The sequence below is a fragment of the uncultured Marinobacter sp. genome, assembly GCF_947259545.1.
Classification (GTDB): Bacteria; Pseudomonadota; Gammaproteobacteria; order Pseudomonadales; family Oleiphilaceae; genus Marinobacter.
Map to the genome: position 1 here is coordinate 218,371 of NZ_CAMYMK010000007.1, position 16,220 is coordinate 234,590.

Annotated in this window: 16 protein-coding genes and 1 other RNA gene; 13 read left to right on the top strand and 4 right to left on the bottom strand. The window is 56.6% G+C overall.

Going from position 1 to position 16,220, the window contains the following annotated elements:
- Positions 1-88: 88 nt before the first annotated feature.
- The 4 genes from prsK to Q0Y21_RS08810 are packed head-to-tail and all read right to left on the bottom strand — an operon-like array spanning position 89 to position 4,919.
- The gene (prsK, locus tag Q0Y21_RS08795; protein ID WP_297793928.1) at positions 89-2,221 is read right to left on the bottom strand and encodes an XrtA/PEP-CTERM system histidine kinase PrsK; all 2,133 of its coding nucleotides are present in this window, start codon (positions 2,219-2,221) and stop codon (positions 89-91) included.
- 18 nt (positions 2,222-2,239) lie between these two features.
- Complete coding sequence (locus tag Q0Y21_RS08800; protein WP_297793930.1) at positions 2,240-3,187, bottom strand: SDR family oxidoreductase; 948 nt, start codon at positions 3,185-3,187, stop codon at positions 2,240-2,242.
- Positions 3,187-4,002, bottom strand: a complete 816-nt coding sequence (locus Q0Y21_RS08805) for a lysophospholipid acyltransferase family protein (RefSeq protein WP_297793933.1) — start codon at positions 4,000-4,002, stop codon at positions 3,187-3,189. The genes Q0Y21_RS08800 and Q0Y21_RS08805 overlap by 1 nt, the downstream gene beginning before the upstream one ends.
- 23 nt (positions 4,003-4,025) lie before the next feature.
- Positions 4,026-4,919, bottom strand: a complete 894-nt coding sequence (locus tag Q0Y21_RS08810) for a D-hexose-6-phosphate mutarotase (RefSeq protein WP_297793935.1) — start codon at positions 4,917-4,919, stop codon at positions 4,026-4,028.
- A 141-nt stretch (positions 4,920-5,060) separates the two neighbouring features.
- Here Q0Y21_RS08810 and Q0Y21_RS08815 point away from each other — a divergent pair, with 141 nt between their 5' ends.
- From Q0Y21_RS08815 to Q0Y21_RS08875, 13 genes are all read left to right on the top strand, one after another.
- Positions 5,061-5,816: a 2OG-Fe(II) oxygenase gene (locus Q0Y21_RS08815; protein ID WP_297793938.1), complete on the top strand. Its 756-nt coding sequence runs from the start codon at positions 5,061-5,063 to the stop codon at positions 5,814-5,816.
- 80 nt (positions 5,817-5,896) lie between these two features.
- Positions 5,897-5,993, top strand: an RNA gene (gene ffs / locus Q0Y21_RS08820) — signal recognition particle sRNA small type.
- A gap of 141 nt (positions 5,994-6,134) precedes the next feature.
- Complete coding sequence (gene dnaX, locus Q0Y21_RS08825; RefSeq protein ID WP_297793943.1) at positions 6,135-8,024, top strand: DNA polymerase III subunit gamma/tau; 1,890 nt, start codon at positions 6,135-6,137, stop codon at positions 8,022-8,024.
- A gap of 13 nt (positions 8,025-8,037) precedes the next feature.
- Positions 8,038-8,361, top strand: a complete 324-nt coding sequence (locus Q0Y21_RS08830; RefSeq protein ID WP_297793945.1) for a YbaB/EbfC family nucleoid-associated protein — start codon at positions 8,038-8,040, stop codon at positions 8,359-8,361.
- 47 nt (positions 8,362-8,408) lie between these two features.
- Complete coding sequence (recR, locus tag Q0Y21_RS08835; RefSeq protein WP_297793948.1) at positions 8,409-9,011, top strand: recombination mediator RecR; 603 nt, start codon at positions 8,409-8,411, stop codon at positions 9,009-9,011.
- Positions 9,012-9,031: 20 nt separating this feature from the next.
- A complete protein-coding gene (locus Q0Y21_RS08840; RefSeq protein WP_297793951.1) occupies positions 9,032-10,180 on the top strand; it encodes an HRDC domain-containing protein in 1,149 nt (382 codons plus the stop codon).
- Positions 10,177-10,470: a YcgL domain-containing protein gene (locus Q0Y21_RS08845; RefSeq protein WP_297793954.1), complete on the top strand. Its 294-nt coding sequence runs from the start codon at positions 10,177-10,179 to the stop codon at positions 10,468-10,470. The genes Q0Y21_RS08840 and Q0Y21_RS08845 overlap by 4 nt, the downstream gene beginning before the upstream one ends.
- Positions 10,467-10,913 (top strand): YcgN family cysteine cluster protein, encoded by a 447-nt coding sequence (locus Q0Y21_RS08850; protein WP_297793956.1) that lies wholly within the window; start codon positions 10,467-10,469, stop codon positions 10,911-10,913. Before Q0Y21_RS08845 ends, Q0Y21_RS08850 begins: the two co-directional genes overlap by 4 nt.
- Positions 10,913-11,257 carry a hypothetical protein gene (locus Q0Y21_RS08855; protein WP_297793958.1) on the top strand — a complete coding sequence of 115 codons (345 nt, stop codon included), beginning with the start codon at positions 10,913-10,915 and terminating at the stop codon, positions 11,255-11,257. The genes Q0Y21_RS08850 and Q0Y21_RS08855 overlap by 1 nt, the downstream gene beginning before the upstream one ends.
- A 28-nt stretch (positions 11,258-11,285) precedes the next feature.
- A complete protein-coding gene (locus Q0Y21_RS08860) occupies positions 11,286-13,157 on the top strand; it encodes a VWA domain-containing protein (protein ID WP_297793961.1) in 1,872 nt (623 codons plus the stop codon).
- Between the two features lie 92 nt (positions 13,158-13,249).
- Entirely contained in the window at positions 13,250-14,092 is an 843-nt protein-coding gene (locus Q0Y21_RS08865; RefSeq protein WP_297793964.1) for a MoxR family ATPase, read from the top strand.
- A gap of 22 nt (positions 14,093-14,114) precedes the next feature.
- Positions 14,115-15,293, top strand: coding sequence for a VWA domain-containing protein (locus Q0Y21_RS08870; RefSeq protein ID WP_297793967.1), 1,179 nt, complete (start codon positions 14,115-14,117; stop codon positions 15,291-15,293).
- 305 nt (positions 15,294-15,598) lie between these two features.
- On the top strand, positions 15,599-16,159 hold the full coding sequence (locus tag Q0Y21_RS08875; protein ID WP_297793969.1) for an AraC family transcriptional regulator: 561 nt from the start codon (positions 15,599-15,601) through the stop codon (positions 16,157-16,159).
- Positions 16,160-16,220 lie beyond the last annotated feature (61 nt).

A 16,220-nucleotide genomic window follows, 5' to 3' on the forward strand; every position in this document is an offset into this window, starting at 1 on the left:
AATTTTGAGCAATCCATCCTTATACTGAGTTTTAACCGATTATTGACACTTTGCAACGTCTGAGTGTATTAAATTCAATAATGGTCAATTATTTGGCGCTCTGGCCGGGATTGGTGAGTTCAATCACCGGACGATCCTGTTCCGTTTCTGGCTCAGGCTGTTCGTTTGCCGCCAGGGGAAAGCGAATGGAAAAGCAGGATCCGACATCGGGCTCGCTGGTGACATCAATATGGCCTCCTACCTTATGGACATACTCCCTTGCCTGGTAGGCACCGATCCCCATACCGGTAAGTCCTTTCGTGCTTTCAAACGGTTTGAAAAGTTGGGTGCGGATAAACTCCTCCGTCATACCTGCCCCCGTGTCCTGGATAAACAGCACAACGTTGTCTTTGGCGGTTTTCAGAGTCAGGGTGATTTCACCTTCCGGTGGTGTCGCATCCTGAGCGTTCTGGATCAGGTGGCCAAGTACACTGCGCAGTTGCTCGCGATCAGCTTTGACTGGTGCCGGTGAGGAGGGGGCGGCAAAGTAAGGGGCAGGGGCGCGGCGGCTGTAATGTTCGGCGAGTTGACGGACCAGCTCACGAAGATCCAGAACTTCATTCGACTCCAAATCCTCGGTCGGTTTGCGGATATGGTCTACCAGATTGGCCATTTTTCGCACGGCGTGATCCGTAGTGTTGATCATATCGTCGATGAAGGCAGGGTTATCTCTATGTCGTGGCGCATTCTTGACCAGCAGGGCCTGTTGGGCGATCAGGGTCTTCAGGTCATGCACCATGAACGCCGAAGCCTTGCTGACTGCTTCGAATTGCATGGCCCTGGAAAGCCGGTTCTGGGCATCGGCCTGGGCGAGCAGGTTGCAAGACTGGCGGGCAACGACTTTTATCAGGTCAAAGTTTTCCCAGTTCAGCTCGACGGGAGCATAGGGGTTGCCAACCAGCGCTATGCCGTAAAGATCGTTTCCCAGGTAAAGCGGAATAATGAGCCAGCCGTCGGGAATACGGGTGATCGCGTCCGGAATCTCCAGCAGGTTGTAGCGTGTAGGATCCTCGCAGTATTCATGTAGATCAACAATCCATTCCCGATCCTTGAAGAACCGGGAAAGTTCTCCGTCACGATCAATAGTGGTAAAGCGTGGTGTCGTCAGGTTGACGGCTGTCTTGAGCACGTAAGCGTCTTGTTCATCTCGAAGCCAGATGGCTCCGGCATTGCTTTCCACCAGGCCTGACAGGATTCGAATGACTCGCTCAGGCAAGGGCGGCTCATCACTCAGGTTGGCCAGTTCCCGGGTCATTCTGAGCCATTCTTCGCGATAGTCGTATTTGTAGTCGAAAAAATTCTGGCTGATAAACACCATGAGCCTCGACCGGACCCGTCGGGATGTCAGGAGCGTGGCCAGGAAGGCAAGGGCAATGGTAAAAAACAGCACCTGAAGTGCCTCGCCCCAGGCCCCTCCCAGTGCCCTGACGTAGTAACCACCAATTGCGAGGAACAGAAGATAGGCGCCGGCGAACATAAAGGTACCGGCGTGGAACACCGCAGACCGCGACAACTGGAACTCCACCGGTTGTTTTCTGGTGTTAAGGGTGTTGATGGCGAATAGTGGGACCAGAGCGGCGTTCACCAAGCCTCGAGCATTCCAGAACGAATCGGAAATCTGTCCGAACAACAGGGCGTCGGCATACATGAAAAAGTCGAACCCGAACATCGTGGCCACTGCGATGCAAATGTACTTCATGCTTGAGCGACCAAACGATACCGAGTTACGCCAGATCTGCTCCACCAGTGACAACCCCATCAGGGACAGGGCAATCTGACCGACCACTTTGGTTTTTCCGTTAAGGAGATCCAGGCCGAAGGTGTATTCCAGTACTCCGAACACAAGGAGGAAGGCAAGCAGGCCTACGGTGGCGATGGCAAGCATCCGACGAAGTCGTCCCACAATGGCTGTTGCCCGAAACGAGCTTCGGAGCAGGGCAAACAGAAGGGTTATCCATGCGGCGTCCCGCAAAAGCTCCAGAATGTAGCGGACAAAGAAGGAGGGTTGGCCCCATAGAACTTGCGCGACGAGGGCACCTGCCCAGATGACAGACACAAGGGAGGCGAGCAGCAACACCCGGTCAATGTCCCTGCGCAGGTAATGGGAAGCGATCAGCACCCCGAGTAGCCCAAACGAAATGGCTGCTGCGGAGTGGCTGATAAGGCTCAGATCATTCAACATGCCGCGCGTCCTGCGTTGTTAAACCGGCTTTTTGTTCTCCCTATAGAATCGGAAGATCTCCTTCAGCGGTCGTTGGGGCCTGAATCCAAATTCCCTGGCAAAAGCTCTGCCGTCAATGACGACAGGATACTTGAAAAAGTGCATCAAGTACGACGGAAAACTTCTCAGGTTCAGCGTTTTCAGTATCAGTTTTGGCAACATCGGCGGCACCGACGGAATCGGCAGGCGACTGCATCCGCAGAGCTTCAACGCATGCTGATAGGCCACCCAGTCCTCTGGCGCAACGTTGAAAACACCCCGTTTGGGTTTGTTATAGGTGAGAACGATCGCATCCGCCATGTCGTCAATGTGGATGAACTGCATCATTGGGGAAAAACCGGCTAACACCGGCGCCCGTTCGCTGGCGAGGAGGGTGCTTATGGAGTTCCTGACGCCGGGGCCGACGATGTTGCAGGGTCTCAGAATAGTGATGTTCAGTTCGGGGTAGCGCCATAGATAAATATTGGCGAGGTTCTCCAGTTCCACGGAATCCACCAGATCCGCGCTCAGGCCCACGCCTTTCAGCGGAGCCTCCTCGTCAATCAGCGCAGGGTTATACGCTACAGCGCCGTATACATGGAAGGTGGAAAGCACCACCACTCGCTTGATGCCATACTTGTGACTGAGGTCCAGCAGTTTCTGGGTTCCCAGAACGTTGGCATTGTAGCGACGCATCCGGGTGAGCTGGCTGGACATGATGCGCCCAAGGTGAATAACGCCGTCAAACCTGTAGCGTCGGAACAGGTCCTCGAAAACCCGTTTGTTGAAGTCGATACAGTAGCTGGGGATGTCGTCACCCAGGTAGACCTGTTCGCGGAAATCCACGGCCACCAGGTCGCAGTGGTCCCGGAGCCTGTCAATCACCTGTTGGGCCAGTGCCCCTGCGACACCGGTAACGAGTATGCGGGGTCTGTGTTGCTCGCTCATCAGAACAGCCTTTTCCTTTCGCTCAGTCCCTTGTCAATCAGCTTGCTGATCTCGGCTTTGACCTGTTCAACACGGTCAGTCACCTTTTCTTCGGGGATTTCCAGGTCGTCAAAATACATGGGGTCGCCAATATTCAGGTGAACCTTTGCCGGTAACACCGCTGGCAGGGCAACAGGTGCGTAGGGAATGCCCAGGGCCCTGGCCAGCGGTTTGATATTGGCGATGGCCGGTATTGTCTCTTCGCAGCCAACTACGCCTACGGGGACAACAGGTGCTTTGTATTTCATGGCCAGGTGCATGAAGCCGTTGCCAAACCGTTTGAGCTGATAGCGATCCTGATACAGCTTGCCCGAGCCCCGTACGCCTTCCGGAAACACGATAATCGCTTCACCGTTGGCCAGCATTTTGGCGCAATTGACCGGGTCACCCAGTACCGCACCCACTTCATTTAATAGATTGCCCAGGTAGGGCACGGTCGGAAAGAAGCGCTCGATCATCGCCCGGGGGATTCTGGGGTTGTCCTTCCTGGACGCCAGGGCGTAGCCGATGAGTATGCCGTCAATGGGTAACTGACCGCTGTGGTTGGCAATGATCAGCACAGGTCCTTCTGCCGGGATCTTGTCTATGCCGCTTGTCTGAACCCGGAAGTATTTCTCGTAGATCAGTCTGGTGAGCGAAAAACCATACTTGATGGCTTCATTGTTATAGCCCCAGGGGTCATACCCGAGACTGCCTATTGGCTTGCGGACACGGTCGATCTGTTCACTTAGCTCCGCAGGAACCAGTTTGGATTTCAGAAATGATGCCAGGCTCATTGTGGATGGTGACTCCCTTTAAATTATACCCGTCCAATCATTACCCCGAGGGTATGGCTTTGTCCCTCATTCAATACCCGATAGTCACTGAGAGCATTGGCGGTTTCGACACACAGCATGGATTTCCAGCCAGTGTCGGGAAAATCGGAAAGTGCCTGCGCTTTTTCGGGGCCGGGATTCCACACCACTGTCGAATCGCTGCCAATGGCTGCCAGTGAGCGGCGTCCACCCGGTGTGGCGACCACCAGTGGGGCACCGGATTCATAGATCCTGTCGGTTTCCCCGTGAAACGTCATATCCCCTTTTTGCTGCCGGTAGCTCCATTCCTCCAGAGTGTCGACATAATCGCAGCCCTCCAAGCCCTCGATGCGGGTACGCTCAATGTCGGATGTTGGCAGATACGTATGCAGTGCCTGTGTAAAGGCCAGTGGCGAATCACTGAGGTTGGTTGTGGTCAGCGCAATCTGACAGCCTTTCACCGAAAAATTGAAGGTCGCCAGCAACAATGCGTGGCCTGTCCAGACATCTGCAAAATCCTCATTGGCCGCCAGCGACAGGCTGACCTCGACTTCGTGGGCAGACTCCCGAACATCCTCCAGTTTCCAGAGTGCGGTCCTGGCAAAACCATGGGAATCGCTCGTCTTGATGCGTTTGCGTACTTCCGGCGGGTTTTTCTCTGGAACGCCGAACCAGGGCCAGCAGATCGGAATGCCGCCCCGTATCGCTCGGCCCGTTTCAAAGCGCGCTGTCTCACTGAGCCAGAGCCAGTCCGGTTTGTCGTGTGTGGCAAAGTGGGCGAGGTGAGCGCCCTGGAGGAACAGTTGTGCGCGAAACAAAGGGTGATGAACTTCAATGGCTTCCAGTTGCCCTACGGTAATCCAGCGGGTAAACGACCAGTGCCCGGGTAGTGTTGTCACTCGATGCCTCATGTTGCGGTATGGCGATCCCCGGCCAGTCAGCCGGGGATTAGGTGTATTTGCTTACCAACAGAGTAAATTAAAAATGTCCCTGCCGCGAGAATCCGGCATAAAATACCGGGCTTGCAGAGGAGCCACGCCATGGACCATCCGGTCGTTACCCCGATCAGGGAAACCCTGAACTCCGACATCGGTCGTCAGTTTGATGCCGTAGCCGGCGAGACCGACATTCCATCAGGCGTCGCTTCCACCGAATTCCGCCTTGAAGGCATCACCGACGAATGGCTGGATCAACTGGCTGAGGGACTGACCGAGTCCGGATGGGTAAGCCTCAATGTCAGCGACCATCTGGGAGATGATCTGCTGGTCGCCCTGCGTGACGAGGTGCGGATACTGGATGTGACCGATGCGATGAAGAAAGCGGGTATCGGTCGCGGGGCGGATCTGACGCAGGACCGCTCGGTGAGGCGAGACAGGATTGCCTGGCTGCAAGGTATTACGCCGCCCCAGCGGGAACTGTTTCGATGTCTGGAGCGGATCCGGGAGGGACTGAACCGCCGCTTGTTTCTGGGGCTCAAGCGCTATGAGGCCCACTACGCGACCTATCAGTCCGGAGATTTCTATCGGAAACATCTGGACAGCTTTGCCGGGCGCGCTTCCCGGGTGGTCAGCCTGGTGCTGTATTTCAACGAGGATTGGCAGCCCGCGGATGGTGGAGAGCTTCAGGTATTCAACCGCGACAATCAGGATGAGGTTTGTGGTCTGATCCTGCCCGAGATGGGCAGGATAGTGCTGTTCCTGAGTGAAGAAATTCCCCATGAAGTGCTGCCCGCAAACCGCGCCCGTTACAGTCTGGCGTGCTGGTTTCGTCAGGACGAGGTGCCGCTGCCTCTTTAAGTCGTTGTAGTCAGCCAACCCTTTTGCTAATATGCGCGCCGCTTTCAGGGAAATGTCCTGAAACGCCGTTATGGTGGCTCCATTGGTGCCTCCGCAACATGAAACCGTGAACCCGGTCAGGCCCGGAAGGGAGCAGCCGCAGCGGTGGAATTGTGTGCCGGAGTGTCGCTGGTGGAGTCACCCCCAGATTTTTCCTTTCGTGCTGTCTTATCCCGCTGAAATCGACGTTTTTTCCAGTCCGAACTGAGGGCCTCGCGGCTTCTTATCAGTTGATGTCCATGCTAAGGTTAAGGCCATTTTCACAGCAGTTGGCAAAACATGAGCTACCAGGTACTTGCCCGTAAATGGCGCCCCCGTACATTTGAGGACATGGTTGGTCAGGAGCACGTGCTTCAGGCATTGATTCACGCTCTGGAAAATCAGCGTCTTCACCATGCTTACCTCTTCACCGGTACCCGTGGCGTGGGTAAAACCACCATCGGCCGCCTGCTGGCCCGGTGCCTGAATTGTGAGACCGGTGTCACGCCAACGCCTTGTGGTGAATGCTCCAGTTGCCAGGAAATTCAGGAAGGCCGGTTTGTCGACCTGATCGAGATTGATGCGGCTTCCCGTACCGGGGTGGACGACATGCGGGAACTGACGGACAACGTTCAGTACGCGCCCACCCGTGGCCGCTTCAAGGTGTACCTCATCGATGAGGTGCACATGCTGACCAATCAGTCCTTCAACGCCTTCCTGAAGACGCTTGAGGAGCCGCCGGAGCATGTGAAATTCCTGCTGGCTACCACCGACCCCCAGAAGCTCCCGGTTACGGTGTTGTCCCGCTGTCTGCAGTTCAACCTGAAACGCATGACGCCGGAACACATAGCCGGCCACCTGAAGTACGTGCTGTCAGAAGAACAGGTCCCGTTTGAAGAGCCGGCACTGTGGTTACTGGCCCGGGCTGCGGATGGCAGCATGCGGGATGCCCTGAGCCTGACAGATCAGGCTATTGCCTTCGGTAATCAGAAGCTGGCAGCCAGTGATGTCAGCAACATGCTGGGTACCATCGACCAGCGGGATATCGAGAAACTGGTGAATGCCCTGGTGGAGAACAACGGGCCGTCGCTGCTTTCAGAGATCCAGCGAATCTCGGACTTTGCACCAGATTACAGCGTGATCCTGGCGGACCTGTTGTCGCTGTTTCATCGCGTCACCATGGAGCAGGTGGTGCCCGGCAGCGTGGATAACGCCCTCGGTGATGCCGCCCAGGTTCAGACACTGGCACGACAGCTGAGTGCTGAAGATGCCCAGCTGTTCTACCAGGCGGCTTTGATGGGGCGGAAGGATCTGGCGGTCACCCCGGATGCCCGCATGGGATTCGAAATGACCCTGCTGCGAATGCTGGCCTTCCGACCTGGCACCGATCGTCGTGAACCGCCGACCGTCAGTTCCGCTGGTCAGTCCGGCTCTGCGGAATCCCGTGACGAGCCCGACCCTGCGCCGGCGCCAGCGGGCCAGCCAGCGGATCCGGTGCATTCAGCGCCGCCACCGGTAGCTGAGCTATCGCAGCCGGAGCCTGAAGCGAAACCCGAAGCCATACCTGAGTCGGCACCTGTTCCCGCCGCAGCGCCAATGCCGGAACCCGAGCCTGAGCCTGAGTTCGAACCGGGCCCGGTGCCTGAGTATCTGGCTGAGGCCGACCCCGTCCACGAATCGGAGCCCAGGCCACAACCACCAGAATCAGGGCCGGAACCAACTGATCCACCGGGAACCACCGAAATGGCCGGGCCTGAACCAGAGGTTGCTGAACCGGTGAGGGAACCCGAGCCCGAACTTTCTGGCGAGTTTGTCTGGGAGCGGGATTTTCGCAGTCTCGGTATTGTCGGCATGCCTGGAAACCTGGCCAGCCACACCGCTTTCACCCGTGACGGAGATGATATCCTGTTAACGATGGAAGAGGGGCATGCCCGTCTGTTGAACGCCCGGCATGAGGAAAAAATTCTCGCCGCCTTGAGAAACCACTTCGGCGACACCATCAACCTGCGTATAGAGCAGGGGGAGACCGGCGGCAAGACTCCGGCAGCGTGGGAAGAGCGACAGCGTCTGGCGCGTCAGCAGGCTGCGGAATCCGCCATCCGGAATGACCCGCTGGTGAAGTCCATTGTTGAACGATTCGAGGGCAGGGTAGTCGAAGACAGTATCCGGCCCGTACAGGGTTCCCGTTGAAGGAGATGAACAAATGATGAATGGCATGGGCGACATGATGAAAAAAGCCCAGAAAATGCAGGAAGAAATGCAGAAGGCCCAGGAAGAGATTGCCAAGGCAGAGGTCACCGGTGAATCTGGTGCCGGACTGGTCAAGGTAGTCATGAACGGGCGCCACGATGTTCGCAAGGTGGAGATTGATCCGTCGCTGATGAGCGAGGAGAAGGACATTCTCGAAGATTTGCTTGCCGCGGCTGTGAACGATGCTGTGCGTCGGGTGGAAGCAAACCAGAAAGATAAAATGTCCGGATTGATGTCCGGAATGGGCATGCCTCCTGGTTTCAAGATGCCATTTTAACCCAAGAGTTTAGAGCTCATTATTAATTGTATGGTTGAGGATTGTTCATGGCGTTTAGCCCGCTGGTAGATGAGCTGGTGGAGTCGCTCCGGTGTCTTCCGGGTGTGGGGCAGAAGACGGCACAGCGTATGGCGTTTCACCTGCTGGAACGGGGACGTTCCGGCGGTGTCCGGCTGTCAGAGGCCTTGAATACCGCCATGTCCGGTGTTCGCCGCTGTGAAAGCTGTCAGAATTTTGCTGATACCCCGCTTTGTGGCATCTGCGAAAACCCCTCCCGCCAGACCGGAACGTTGTGCGTTGTTGAAAGCCCATCCGATCTGCTGGCCATTGAGCAGGCTGGCGATTATCGTGGCAGCTACTTCGTGTTGATGGGCCATCTTTCCCCTATTGATGGTGTGGGGCCAGAAGAGATCGGCATAGAGCGCCTGTTACAGCGCATTGAGGTTGAAGGCGTCAAGGAACTGATCCTTGCAACCAATCCCACCGTTGAGGGTGAAGCTACTGCCCATTACATTGCCGACCGCCTGGACGGTAAAAACGTGCTCATTACCCGACTGGCCCACGGTATTCCTGTGGGCGGAGAACTCGGGTATGTCGACGGATTCACCCTGACTCACGCATTCCGCGGGCGCAAGCCCCTGGCTGACTAAAGACTGATCGAGCATTTTCTATGGCTTTAACCCTTCCTGCCGTGCCGGCTCCGGCGGCTCCAGCCACCGTTCACTGGATACGTGAGCCTGAGGCTCTGGACCAGTGGCTGACGAAAGGCGATGGACAGCCGCTGGCCCTGGATACCGAATTTGAGCGAGTCAGTACCTTTTTCCCGATTCCCGGGCTGGTTCAGCTCGGGCTTGGCAGTGATTACTGCCTCGTCGATCCCGGCGTGGCTGAGCAGTCTGGCGAGTTCCGGCGGATCCTGGCGGATGCGGAGGTACCGAAGCTGTTGTACGCCATGAGTGAGGATCTCGAATTGTTCCGACACTGGCTGCAACTTACTCCTGTCGGCGTGGTGGACTTACAGATCGGCGCCGCGTTGGCCGGTGCCGGGTTTTCAGTTGGTTATGCTCGTCTGGTGGAAACCCTGTTCGGTGAAACCCTGGATAAATCGGCGACGCGCTCGGATTGGGTATCACGCCCCCTGAGCGAAGCGCAGGAACGCTACGCCCTGGACGATATACGTTTTCTTGGGCCGATGTATCAGTGGGTGATGGACAACCTTCGGGAGCGGAATCTGGAACATGCCCTGTTCGAGGAGTCTGACCGCTTTGCCGCCGAGCTCTCCGCTCAGGATGATCCGGAGCACCATTATCTGAAATTGCGTGGTGGCTGGACGTTAAGTCCGCAACAGCAGGCGGTCCTGCAGAAACTGGTCAGTTGGCGTGAGGAGGAGTCTCGTCGACGTGATCGGCCCCGTGGCCGGGTGGTTGCAGATCCGTTACTGATTGCCATCGCGGAACGACTACCGGGTTCTCTCAGGGAGCTATCGAACATCCAGGGGCTGCCTCAGCCAGTGACCCGGCGCTATGGTGATAAGATACTGCAACTGGTGAGTGAAGGCCGCGAGGCTGATGCATCCGATATGCCGTTAATTGCAGCGCCGTTAACGCGGCAGCAACAGGCCTTTTACAAGCAGGTTAAGCGCGTGATTGTGACAGCGGCGGAAAATGCGGATGTGCCCGTGGAACTACTTGCACCCCGAAAAAGACTTGAGGCCGTGGTTCATCAGCTTGACCTGTCGGCTGGCCTTTTTGCCAATGGCTGGCGCAGTCAGATACTTGAACCGGTTCGTGAACAGCTTGAGGAATTATTGACGTCATGACGAATAAACAGTTTGTTTCGGTGTTTCGCAGTAGCAAGAAGGCGGACACCTACATATACGTGCGAAGGGGGCAGGTATGGGACGACCTCCCGGAGAGTCTGCGCGGCATTTTTGGTGCTCCGGTCCACGCCATGGACCTGGTGCTGACGCCCGATCGCAAACTGGCCCGTACCGATGGCAGACAAGTGCTCGATGCCATTGAGGACAAGGACTTTTATCTGCAGATGCCTGAGGAAAAAGAAGGCTACGTCGTCGATTTCCGCAAGAAGCCGGAGCAGCGGCAGTCATGATTGCAGAGATTCCCTTCTGGCAGCGTAAGCACCTGGATGAGATGACGCCTGCTGAATGGGAATCCCTGTGTGACGGCTGTGGCAAATGCTGTCTGGCCAAGCTGGAAGATGAAGACACCGGAGAGGTGTACTACACCGATCTGGTTTGTCGCTACATGGATACGGACAGCTGCCGATGCACTGTCTACCCTCAGCGGCTGGAAAAAGTTCCGGCCTGCACGGTGCTGACCCCCGACACGCTGGCAGATTATCACTGGCTGCCATACACCTGCGCTTACCGTACCCTGGCGGAAAATCGCCCGCTGGCGGACTGGCACCCGCTAAGATCGGGCGACCCGCAGACGGTACATGAAGCCGGGGTCTCCGTTCGCCAGCGGGTCGTATCCGAAGCCGGCGTAGCGGAAGAAGACTGGGAAGAACACATAATTCACTGGATCCTGTAATGATCGATAACGACGCGCAACTCGCATACGGCATTTTCTGGGCTCTCTACGCCGTTTCCTTCGTGGTTTTCTTTTACATGATATCCCGCCTGTTCCGGATGCTGCCGGTTTACGGGCTGCGGACGTTGCTTCAGGCGGCCCTTGTCGTGCTGTTGCTCACGCCGGTTGAGTCCGCTGAGGTCAGCGGTTGGTGGGTGCCTGCCTGGCTGTATGGGGGGTATGAACTGATCCTTGGCGATGCCGAGGCCTCGGGCCGGGCCATCATGAATCTGGGTATTGCATCGCTGATTATGATACTGGTGTGGCTGCTGGATCTGGTCCGGTATCGGTTGGTAAAGCGCTGAATCAAAGTTACATCCACAGAGCGGAGTCATGATGCGCCGGATTTCGAGCGTCCTTTTCGTTGCTATTCTCTGCCTGCCACTGTGGGCAGGCGCGCAAAGCACAGGGGAGCTGGAGCTGCCTGAGGGGGCAGATGTCCGGGTCATTGTGGATGTATCCGGTTCCATGAAAGACAACGACCCGGACAACCTCCGGCAGCCGGCTGTGCGGCTGCTTGCCAGGATGCTCCCTGAAGGTGCCCACGCGGGTCTGTGGACCTTCGGCCAATACGTCAACATGCTGGTTCCCCGTGATCGGGTTGATGATGCCTGGCGTGAGCAGATGATTGACCGATCCGCAGAAATCAGTTCCATTGCGCTGCGTACCAATCTTGGTAAGGCGATTGAGGTCGCCAGCGATGACTATTATACCGATGGGGATCTGAGCCGGACCGATTTCGTTCTGCTGACGGATGGTAAAGTCGATATTTCCGACGATGAGCAAGTCAACCGGGCCGAACGTGAGCGTATCCTGGGGCCGTTACTGGACGAACTGGCTGCCAAGGGGGCCACGTTTCATACCGTGGCACTATCCGCAGAGGCAGATGTCAGCTTTCTCCAGACTCTTGCGCAGGAAACCGGCGGCAGTTATAGCGTTGCGCCTACCGCCGATGCACTCAGCAGGGCATTTGTGAAAGCCCTGAACGCCGCAGTGCCCCAGGAGCAGGTGCCGATCGAGGGTAACCGCTTCAGTGTGGATGCTGCGGTGCAGGAATTTACCGCTTTGATTTTCTGGGGAGAGGAAGAAACCAGTGACACCCGCAAACTCAGCCTGACTGACCCGGACGGGGATACGGGGCGGGTAGATCGTCCCGCCACTGCCATGCGCTGGGCCCGGGAACCCGGCTATGACCTGATTACCGTTACCGACCCGAAAGCCGGGGAGTGGCGGCTGAATGGCGAACTCGGGGAAGGCAGCCGGGTGACCGTGGTCAGTGATATGCGCATGGTGGTGAGTCCGCTGCCCCCGGTCTTCTCTGAAGAAAAGCCGCTACGGCTGCAGATTGCGTTTTTCGAGGACGGGAGCAAACTGACGGATCAGAATTTCCTCGATGTCATGGAGGTGCGAGTCACCATTACCTCAGAAGACGGTCGCAGTGGAACCAAGGTGCTTTCTCAGGGCGAGGGGGCGGACAGCGGTATTTACCAGGACATCATCGGCCGACTGCCCTCGGCCGGGGAATACAAGATCGATGTAATTGCCGATGGGCAGACGTTCTCCCGCAAGTTTTCAGGAATCAGCCGTTTCGATGTTCCGGAAGGCGAGTCGCCAGCGTCAACGACGGAACCATCGCCTTCGGAATCCGAAGAGCCAGCACCAGCGAAAGGCTCAGAACCTGAATCGGTGCCCGAGCCCGAGCAACAGCCTGAGCCAACGCCTGCAGAAGATGATGCCGCGCCCGGTCCCATTGATGTCAGCGCCGTGGAAGAGCCACAAGCTGAGGCTGCTGAAACAGAGGAAGCAGAATCCGGGCTTCCGATCTGGGCCATGATCGCGGGCGGCCTCTTGCTGCTTTCAGCTGTGGCCGGTGCCCTGTTTGCAGTTGCCCGTCGTAAAAGAAAAGCGGCCCCGGAATCCCGGGAAGCCACCGACAAAGAAGACACCTCGGCGACAGAGCCTGAAGATACTGCTGAGGAACAGGCTGCTCCTGAGACTGAGCCCGAACCCGAGGTCGAAAGCGCGCCGGAAGAGGCCATCCCGGTCGCCGATGATGAGGAAGAGGACGGCGCGGAAGAGTTTGGCCTGGAGGATTTCGATTTGTCCGAGTTTGATGATCTTCCGGACTCGGATGGCGATGAACAACAGAAAGCCCGGCCCGCTGACGGCGACAAGCCGGGCCACCGGGACAAACGGGAGCCCTGAGGGTGGGGCAGCAGCCGTAGCCCTTATCACTGGCTGGATGAGGCTTTATACTCCGCGGCGGACAAATTGATAATCGAACAGGAACCAACAGAATGAAGTTTACCGGTACCGAGAAATACGTAGCTACTGATGACCTGCAGATGGCGGTGAATGCGGCTATCTCGCTGCAACGCCCGTTGCTGATTAAAGGCGAGCCCGGGACCGGCAAAACCCTGCTGGCGGAGGAAATGGCTTCTGCTCTGGGCATGAGGCTGATTCCCTGGCATATCAAGTCCACCACCAAGGCGCAACAGGGCCTGTACGAATACGACGCGGTGTCCCGCCTGCGTGACTCCCAGCTGGGGGACGAAAAGGTCAAGGACATCAGTAACTACATCGTCAAGGGCAAGCTCTGGGAAGCCTTCGAGGCCGACGAGCAGGTGGTGCTGCTGATTGACGAGATAGACAAGGCCGATATCGAATTCCCGAACGATCTGCTGCTTGAGCTCGATCGCATGGAGTTCTTCGTGTACGAGACACAGCAGTTTGTGAAGGCAAAGAAACGACCTATCGTTGTGATTACCAGCAACAACGAGAAGGAACTACCGGATGCCTTCCTGCGCCGGTGCTTCTTCCACTACATCAGCTTCCCGGATCACGACACCATGAAGGACATCGTGGATGTGCACTTCCCCGGGTTGCAGCAGGCCATCGTGCGGGATGCTCTGGAAGTGTTCTTTGATGTACGTAAGGTGCCGGGTCTGAAGAAAAAGCCCTCCACTTCCGAGTTGATCGACTGGCTGAAGCTGCTGATGGCGGATGAACTATCTGCCAAAATGTTGCAGGAGAAGGACACCAGCTCTGCGTTGCCGCCGCTGTATGGCGCTCTGGTGAAGAACGAGCAGGACGTTCACCTGTTGCAGAAGCTGGCCTTCATGGCTCGTCGTCGCAGCTGACATTCAGCAAGAGCTACACGTTATGTTGATTGATTTTTTTCTCGAAGTGCGGCGGGCGAAAGTGCCCGCCAGCCTGCGCGAATTCCTGGACCTGCTGGAGGCCCTGCAAAACCGGCTGGCCTTTGCGAATATGGAAGAGTTCTATTACCTGTCACGGTTGTGTCTGGTAAAGGATGAGCGCCACTTCGACAAGTTCGACCGTGCTTTTAAAGCCTACTTCGAGGGGATCGAAAACCTCGAGGACCTGATGGAGATGCTGATTCCCGATGAATGGCTTCGGGCCGAATTCGAGAAGCATCTCAGCGAGGAGGATAAGGCCAAGATTGATTCCCTTGGTGGTCTGGAGGAACTGATCGAGACCTTCAAGAAACGCATGGAAGAGCAACAGGAACGCCATGCCGGTGGTAACAAATGGATTGGTACCGGCGGTACTTCACCGTTCGGTGCCGATGGCTATAACCCGGAAGGCTTCCGTATTGGCCAGAAGAACGGTCGTCAGGGCCGGGCGGTAAAGGTCTGGGAAAAGCGCCAGTTCAAGGATCTGGACGACAGCGTCACCCTCGGTATCCGGAACATCAAAGTCGCCATGCGACGGCTTCGCAAGTTTGCCCGCCAGGGCGCGGCGGACCAGCTGGACATGGACGATACCATTCGCTCCACCGCACGTAATGCCGGCTATCTCGACCTGAAAATGGTTCCGGAGCGGCATAATGCGGTCAAGGTTCTGATTTTCTTTGATGTTGGTGGCTCCATGGATCCCCATGTTCGCGTCTGCGAAGAGTTATTCTCCGCCGCGCGTATGGAGTTCAAGCATATGGAGTACTTCTACTTCCATAACTTCGTTTACGAGAGCGTGTGGAAGAACAATATCCGCCGCATGAACGAAACCACCAGTACATGGGATATCCTCAACAAGTACACACCGGACTACAAAGTGATCTTCGTGGGGGATGCCACCATGGCCCCCTATGAAATCTCTCATCCCGGTGGGTCGATTGAGCACTGGAACGAAGAAGCCGGCGCCACCTGGTTTCAGCGCATCACCGATCACTTCCGCAAAGTGGTGTGGCTCAACCCGCTGCCCGAGAACTATTGGGGAACCGGTGGTTCGTTGGGTATGACCAGGCAACTGGTTAACGATCATATGTATCCGTTAACCATTGATGGCCTGGAGTCGGCCATGAAGCAGTTGAGCAAATAAAAAAAGCCGATGCCGTTGAGGGCATCGGCAAAGCTCGGCATTCCAAACGGGGTTGCTGTTACAGCTCCCCCGTGATTCCCTAGGAGCAATTCCGGGGCCAACTGAATTATTTCCCTTAATTTCAGGGAAGTAGCCTGCCTTTAGTCTTTTTCGCCGTTCGTTTTCGCCAATCTGCCCTGGACGTCTGTCAAATAAGTCGACACTCCGAGTTTTTCAATTGGTGATCTGGATACCGTTCTTGAAAGTAACCGGGTGTTACGCTTCTTGTCATTGTGTAACGGCGCATGACAAGAGGCAGGAAGCGTATGTTCACCGCAGGGCAGGTAACAGACTCCGCTCCGGGTAGAGGGCGGCTCGAGCTCATCGGCATCTTTCTGGTCGTTGTCGGCTATATCCTGATTTTTTCCGACGATGCGATGTCGGACGAACTCGATGCAGAGATCAGCCGCCTACAGGCAGACGTAGCCAGTCTGGCAGGTGAGGTTTTCGCGCTGGAAGAAGGTATTCTCCATCCGGCCGACAGCCAGGTGACGGTATTCCTGACACTTGCCCGTAGAGACGCCCTGACGCTGGACTCTGTCGAATTGTATGTTGATGACACTCCGGTCGCCTCCCACCTGTACACCGACAGGGAATTCGGAGCGCTGCAGCAGGGCGGTGTCCAGCAGTTGTATACCGGAAATCTTCCCCTCGGTGACCATGTCCTTAAAACGGTGTTGACGGCCCGTGCCGCCGACGATCGCTACGTCAGGCGCGAATCCACGCATCGTTTCCGCAAGCCGCCAGGGCAATTCCGTATCCAGATGTCCCTGGATGCAAGGTCGCCGGATTACCAGCCAGAGGTTTCTTTCAGGGAATGGAAGTAAGGGCCATGGTTGTCAGCTTTGTAGACCGTTGTTGGCGGGCGCCTGGTCAATGGCGCAGCTT